The sequence below is a fragment of the Polaromonas sp. P1_E1_2 genome (assembly GCF_056406035.1).
Genome location: NZ_JBFUAZ010000474.1, coordinates 1 through 5,856, shown reverse-complemented (window position 1 = coordinate 5,856; position 5,856 = coordinate 1). Strand labels below are relative to the sequence as shown.

Annotated in this window: 5 protein-coding genes and 2 pseudogenes; all 7 read left to right on the top strand. The window is 63.1% G+C overall.

The window, feature by feature from the left end; translation table 11 throughout:
- Nucleotides 1-224: pseudogene (locus tag AC1D1P_RS18350) on the top strand (3-hydroxybenzoate 6-monooxygenase); the annotation flags it as partial.
- 26 nt (nucleotides 225-250) lie between these two features.
- Nucleotides 251-1,249 (top strand): Bug family tripartite tricarboxylate transporter substrate binding protein, encoded by a 999-nt coding sequence (locus tag AC1D1P_RS18345; RefSeq protein WP_477673949.1) that lies wholly within the window; start codon nucleotides 251-253, stop codon nucleotides 1,247-1,249.
- A gap of 16 nt (nucleotides 1,250-1,265) precedes the next feature.
- Complete coding sequence (locus tag AC1D1P_RS18340; RefSeq protein ID WP_477673948.1) at nucleotides 1,266-2,633, top strand: FAD-dependent oxidoreductase; 1,368 nt, start codon at nucleotides 1,266-1,268, stop codon at nucleotides 2,631-2,633.
- Nucleotides 2,634-2,668: 35 nt separating this feature from the next.
- Nucleotides 2,669-3,732: pseudogene (gene gtdA, locus AC1D1P_RS18335) on the top strand (gentisate 1,2-dioxygenase).
- A complete protein-coding gene (locus AC1D1P_RS18330; protein WP_477669090.1) occupies nucleotides 3,729-4,424 on the top strand; it encodes a fumarylacetoacetate hydrolase family protein in 696 nt (231 codons plus the stop codon). Before gtdA ends, AC1D1P_RS18330 begins: the two are co-directional and overlap by 4 nt.
- A 192-nt stretch (nucleotides 4,425-4,616) precedes the next feature.
- Nucleotides 4,617-5,126 carry a TRAP transporter small permease gene (locus tag AC1D1P_RS18325; protein WP_477669089.1) on the top strand — a complete coding sequence of 170 codons (510 nt, stop codon included), beginning with the start codon at nucleotides 4,617-4,619 and terminating at the stop codon, nucleotides 5,124-5,126.
- Nucleotides 5,123-5,856 (top strand): TRAP transporter large permease (locus AC1D1P_RS18320; protein ID WP_477673947.1); only part of this gene is annotated, 734 nt, incomplete at its 3' end. The genes AC1D1P_RS18325 and AC1D1P_RS18320, both read left to right, overlap by 4 nt.

Here is a 5,856-nt window from a genome sequence, read left to right as displayed (position 1 = left end):
CCCGCGGCGATGTGCCAAAGGCTTTTCAGAAATACCAGCAAAAGCGCTACCTGCGCACTGGCCGCGTGCAATTGACTGCCCGTTTTTACGGTGATATTTACCATGCGGCCGGTGTTCAACGCGAATTGCGCAACCAGATGTTCCAGAGCGGCACCGAGAGCGCGGGTTTCGCCGGCCTGAAGTGGATGTACGACGGAATCGAGCCGTCAAAACTGTTCCAATGACGGTTTCAAAAGCCCCAGGGATTGTCATGACTCTTCTTCCCAACACCGCTGCCCTCCGGATAATTGCTACGCTTTTGATAGCTGCTTGCGCTTATCCCTCATGGGCTGCAGCTCCAAAAGACTTAAAAGATGCGGCCTGGCCGACCAGGCCGGTGCGCATCCTGGTGGGGTTTCCGGGCGGCTCTACGCCCGACATGGCGGCGCGCAGCCTGGCCGAACCCCTGAGCCACGCCCTCGGCCAACCCGTGATTGTGGAAAACAGACCCGGCGCGTCAGGCAACATCGCGGCCGACCAGGTCGCCAAAGCCACTGACGACCATACGCTGGGCGTCGTCATCAACGGCAACCTGACCTCGGCCAAGCTGCTGTACTCCAGACTGCCCTATGACCCGGCCAAAGACTTTGCGCCCATTTCATTGCTGACCACCGCACCGCTGGTGCTGGTAGCGCCTGCGAGCCAGCCCGGTGGCGCCGAATTCTTCGCTGCCGCACGCCAGGGCGGCAGCCAATGGAACTATGGTTCAGTCGGCAACGGCTCGGTCGCACATCTGGGCATGGAACTGCTGAAAAGCCGCATGCCCGGCGTCACACCTGTTCACGTGCCCTTCGCCGGCAACCCGCAGGTGGTGACCGCCATGCTGGGCGGCCAGATCCAGATGGCGCTGATCCCGCCCGGCGTGGCCATGCCGCATGTGCGGTCGGGAAAGCTTCGGGCGATCGGCCTTGCCGGCGGGCGCTCTTCTCTTGTGCCCGAGGTGCCGCCGCTGGCCGATGCCGGCGTGACCAACGTCAATCTCGAAGTGTGGACGGCGCTGATCGGCCCGGTGGGCCTCTCCAAAGCCGCCCAGGCGCGGCTGGCGCAAGAAGTGCCGCGCATCATCCGCGACGCCGACACGCGGCAAAAGTTGTTTAACCAGGGGTGGCAAGCTGTGGGCACTTCGCCCGACGGCCTGAGGAGCCGCGTCAAAGACGAAGCCGCCATTTTGGGCGGCATCATCCAGTCGCGCGGTATCAAACTCGAATAGGCAGCGAAAGACAGCCATGCCCACGATCACAGAGCCCGCACGCACCCTGCCCGTCTACGGCGAATTCGATGTCGTCGTAATCGGCGGCGGGCCAGCAGGGCTTGCTGCCAGCGTCAGCGCCGCGCGGCACGGCGCGCGCACCTTGCTGGTGGAACGCTACGGCTTTCTAGGCGGCATGGGCACAGCCGGCGGCGTCACCAATTTCGCGGGCCTCTACGGCCGCAAAAGCGGCCGGATGCAACAGGTGGTGCGTGGCGTGGCCGACGACCTGCTGCAGCGCATTGACGCGCTGGGTGGCCTCAACGCGCCGCAGGACGGCATGCAGGGCCGCATCCGCGTGCGCTCCTACGACGTGTCGGCTTACAAGTGCGCAGCCGACCAGTTGCTGGTGGCGGCCGGTGTGCAAATCCTTTTTCACGCCTGGGCTGCTGCGGTGGTGATGGAGGGCAACCGCATCAGCGCTTTGGTGGTCGAGACCAAATCCGGCCGCCAGGCAATTCGTGCCGCGCGTTTCATCGACTGCTCGGGCGACGCCGATGTGGCGAACTTTGCCGGTGTGCCGTTTGAGCTGGGCGACGGGCACGGCAGCGCGCTGTTTCCCTCCACCATGTTTCGCGTCGGCCACGTGGACGCACCCCGCGCGCTGGCGGCTGTGGGCGAATTCAAAGCCATCAACACCTTGATGGCCGAGAGCCAGGCGCGTGAGCCAGGCCGCTACAAGTTTCCCCGTGAAGGTGCCATCCTCCGCCCCCAGAAGAACCCGACCGAATGGCGCGCCAACGTCACGCAGATACGCAACGCGCAAGGTACGGCCATGGATGCCACCGACGCGCGGCAGCTCAGCGAGGGCGAGCTTGAAGGCCGGCGCCAGATCACCGAATACTTCCGCTTCCTGAAGCATGAAGTGCCAGGTTTTGCGGACTCCGCCATCGTCGACATTGCGCCACAGGTCGGCATCCGCGAGACGCGCCGCATCCAAGGGCTCTATGCCTTGAGCGGTGAAGACATCCTTTCATCTGCCCGCTTTAACGATGCCATCGGCATCAACGCCTGGCCGATGGAACTGCATGCCGATGGCCGGATCGACTGGCAGTTTCCGCACAACGTGGATGCGGCTGAAGGCCGCGCCTACAACGACTTGCCCTGGCGCATGCTGGTGCCGCAAGGTGTCGCCAACCTGCTGGTGGCCGGTCGCTGCGCCTCGATGACGCACGAAGGCCAGTCGGCCGCGCGCGCCAGCGGCGGTTGCTTTGTGATGGGCCAGGCAGCGGGYACGGCGGCGGCCATGCCGGGCGCCGGGCAGGCTTTTTCCGATACCGACGTGAAGCAGCTGCAGCAGTTGCTCACGCGGGACGGCGTGTATTTCGACGACGGCTCTCTTTAAACGGCGATCTTTAAACCAGAGACTGGGACCCCATCATGGACATGTCGCCCCCTCCCGCCCACGGCAAAAGCACGGCGCTCAACAGCGCCGGGCGCAAGGCTTTTTACGACGCCATCTCGACGCACAGCATGACGCCACTGTGGGAAGTGCTGCACGCGCTGGTGCCGCAGTCGCCCAGCACACCTTGCCAGCCGGCTCTGTGGAAATACGCCGATGTACGCCCCTTCTTGATAAAGTCGGGCGAACTCATCACCGCCGAAGAAGCGGTACGCCGTGTGCTGATCCTGGAGAACCCCGGCTTGCGCGGACAGTCGTGTATCACGCAATCGCTGTACGCGGGTCTGCAGGTCATCTTGCCCGGGGAGATTGCACCCAGCCACCGCCACACGCAAAGCGCGCTGCGCTTTGTCGTGGAAGGCCACGGCGCTTTCACCGCGGTCGACGGCGAACGCACGCAGATGAAACCCGGCGACTTCATCATCACCCCGAGCTGGACCTGGCACGACCACGGGCATGAAGGCCGTGTCGAATCCGATACGCCGGTGGTCTGGCTGGACGGCCTGGACATCCCCATGCTACGTTTCTTCGATGCGGGTTTTGCCGAGAACGGCACAGCCAAGCAACAGGAAGTCACCAAGCCCCAGGGCATCAGCAGCCACCGCTACGGCGCCAAGGTGAGACCTCACCGATCTTCAGCTACCCCTACGACCGCACACGCGAGACCCTGCACCAGCTGGAAACCCACGCCGACATCGACGCCTGGGACGGCGTCAAGCTGCGCTATGTCAACCCGGCCACCGGCGGCTCGCCCATGCCGACCATGGCCACCTTCATGCAGCGCCTGCCGGCAGGCTTTGCGGGCAAGCCCTGGCGCCAGACTGACGGGGCCGTGTTCAGCGTGGTTGAGGGCACGGGCTCCGTTGACATTGAACGGAACGGCGAAACCCGGACGTTCGAGTTTGGCCCGCGCGACCATTTTGTGATTCCGTCGTGGCACACTGCGCAATTGCGTTCGGCGCAAGGTTGTGTGCTGTTCAGTTTTTCAGACCGCCCGGTGCATCTGGCACTGGGCATACACAGAGAAGAAAGGTTGTCATGAGTTTTGTCATCACCCCACCGGCCGCGGTGTCCGTCCCCGTTGTCGGCACCAAAGACCGGTTTCCGGTCAACCGCATTTATTGCGTGGGCCGCAACTACGAAGAACACGCCAAGGAAATGGGCTTTACCGGCCGTGAGCCGCCCTTCTTTTTCCTCAAACCCGCGAATGCCGCTGTCGTGGTGGACGCCGGCGCGACGGGCACCATCCCCTACCCATCGCTCACCAAAAACCTGCACCATGAAATCGAGCTGGTCGTGGCCATTGGCACCGGCGGTAAAAACATCAAGGCCGCCGACGCGCAAAAGCACATCTACGGTTATGCCGTGGGCCTGGACATGACGCGCCGCGACCTGCAGGGCGAGATGAAGAAGCAAGGCCGCCCATGGTGCATTGGTAAAGCCTATGACCACTCCGCCCCCATCGGCCCTATCACACCCGCTGGCCAGGCCGGTGACGTGGCCAATGCCGAGCTCTACATCCAGGTGAACGGCAAGGATCGCCAGCGCAGCAATGTCTCCAAGCTGATCTGGAATATTGCCGAAACCATTGAACACCTGTCGGCAGCATGGGAGCTGCAGCCCGGCGACCTGATTTACACCGGCACGCCCGAAGGCGTCGCGGCCGTGGTTTCGGGCGACACCATGGTCGGCGGTGTAGCGGGGCTGGAAACACTCACTGTCAAAGTCATCTGAACAAGGTGTTGGCAAGCGCATGTCACGGCGGGGCAGCTGCGCGATAACCGCGCAACTGCTTTAATCACCGCGCAAATACCCCGTTTTACCCGGGGTAACCCGCCTGACTGCTTGCCTCCTCAATTCTGATAATCGGCTTACCCGGTTTTTGGGAGCTCCCAAATGCCAAGACCTGCTTTTTGGAGAGCCTTCTTGAAAATCCTGCAGTCCCTTGCAAAATTCTGCGCTGTGCTGGCCGGCGTTCTGCTCACGGTGATCACGCTCATGACCTGTGCCAGCCTGATTGGCCGCAACCTGCTGGGCGCGACCCTCGTCGGCGACTTCGAACTCACCGGTGTGGTCACCGGGGCCGCGATCGCGCTGTTCATGCCCCTTTGCCAGATCAAACGCGGCAACATCATCGTCGACTTCTTCACCGCCAAACTGGGCGAAACCTCGAACGACAGGCTGGACCGTTTCGGTGCCTTGCTGTTGGGCCTGGTGTTTGCCCTGTTGGCCTGGCGCACGGTGCTGGGCGGCCTCAATTCGTACAACACGCACTCTGAAACCCAGATCCTGGGATTTCCCGAATGGACGGTGTATGCCGCCATGGTTCCGCCCTTTGTGCTGACCTGCGTGATCGGTGTGTACCAATCCGTCTTCGGCTTCGGCGACGCCCATGCGCCGCACAATCCGCTGGACGAGCTGGAGGCACACGTATGAGCTCCATCACGCTGGCTCTCGTCATTTTCGGCATCATGCTGGTCTTCATGGCCGTGCGCGTGCCTATCGCAGTTGCCATGTTTACCGCGGGCGCCATCGGTTACGTGATGCAGACCGGCTGGGGGCCGTTTTCCAGCTTCCTCAACACCCAGGCCTTTGCGCGCTTTGCCAGCTACGACCTGTCGGTGATTCCGCTCTTCATCCTGATGGGGCATTTCGCGACGCAGGGCGGCATCAGCCGCGCGCTGTTCGGTTTTGCGGCAGGCGTGATGGGCCGCTTCAAGGGCGGTCTGGCCATGGCGTCCATCCTGGCTTGTGCGGCATTCGGCGCCATCTGCGGCTCCTCGGTGGCCACGGCCGCCACCATCACCGGCGTGGCACTGCCAGAGATGAAACGCCACGGTTATTCAGGCCGGCTTGCCACGGGCACTCTGGCAGCCGGCGGCACCCTGGGCATCCTGATCCCCCCATCGGTGCCGCTGGTGATTTACGCCATCCTCACCGAGCAGAATATCGCCAAGCTGTTTGCGGCGGCCATGGTGCCGGGCATCATCGCGATGTTCGGCTACATGGTGGCCATTGCCATCTACGTGCGGCTGGTGCCCGGACAGGCGCCCGAGGTAGACAACGACAGGCCGCCGATGACGATGGCCTCCGCGTTGGGCATACTGCCCATCGCCATCATCTTCCTGATCGTCTTCGGCGGCATTTACGGCGGCCTGTTTACGCC

Coding starts and splice junctions, on each gene's coding strand:
- AC1D1P_RS18345 (WP_477673949.1), top strand. CDS start 251: ATGACTCTTCTTCCCAACACCGCTGCCCTCCGGATAATTGCTACGCTT.
- AC1D1P_RS18330 (WP_477669090.1), top strand. CDS start 3,729: ATGAGTTTTGTCATCACCCCACCGGCCGCGGTGTCCGTCCCCGTTGTC.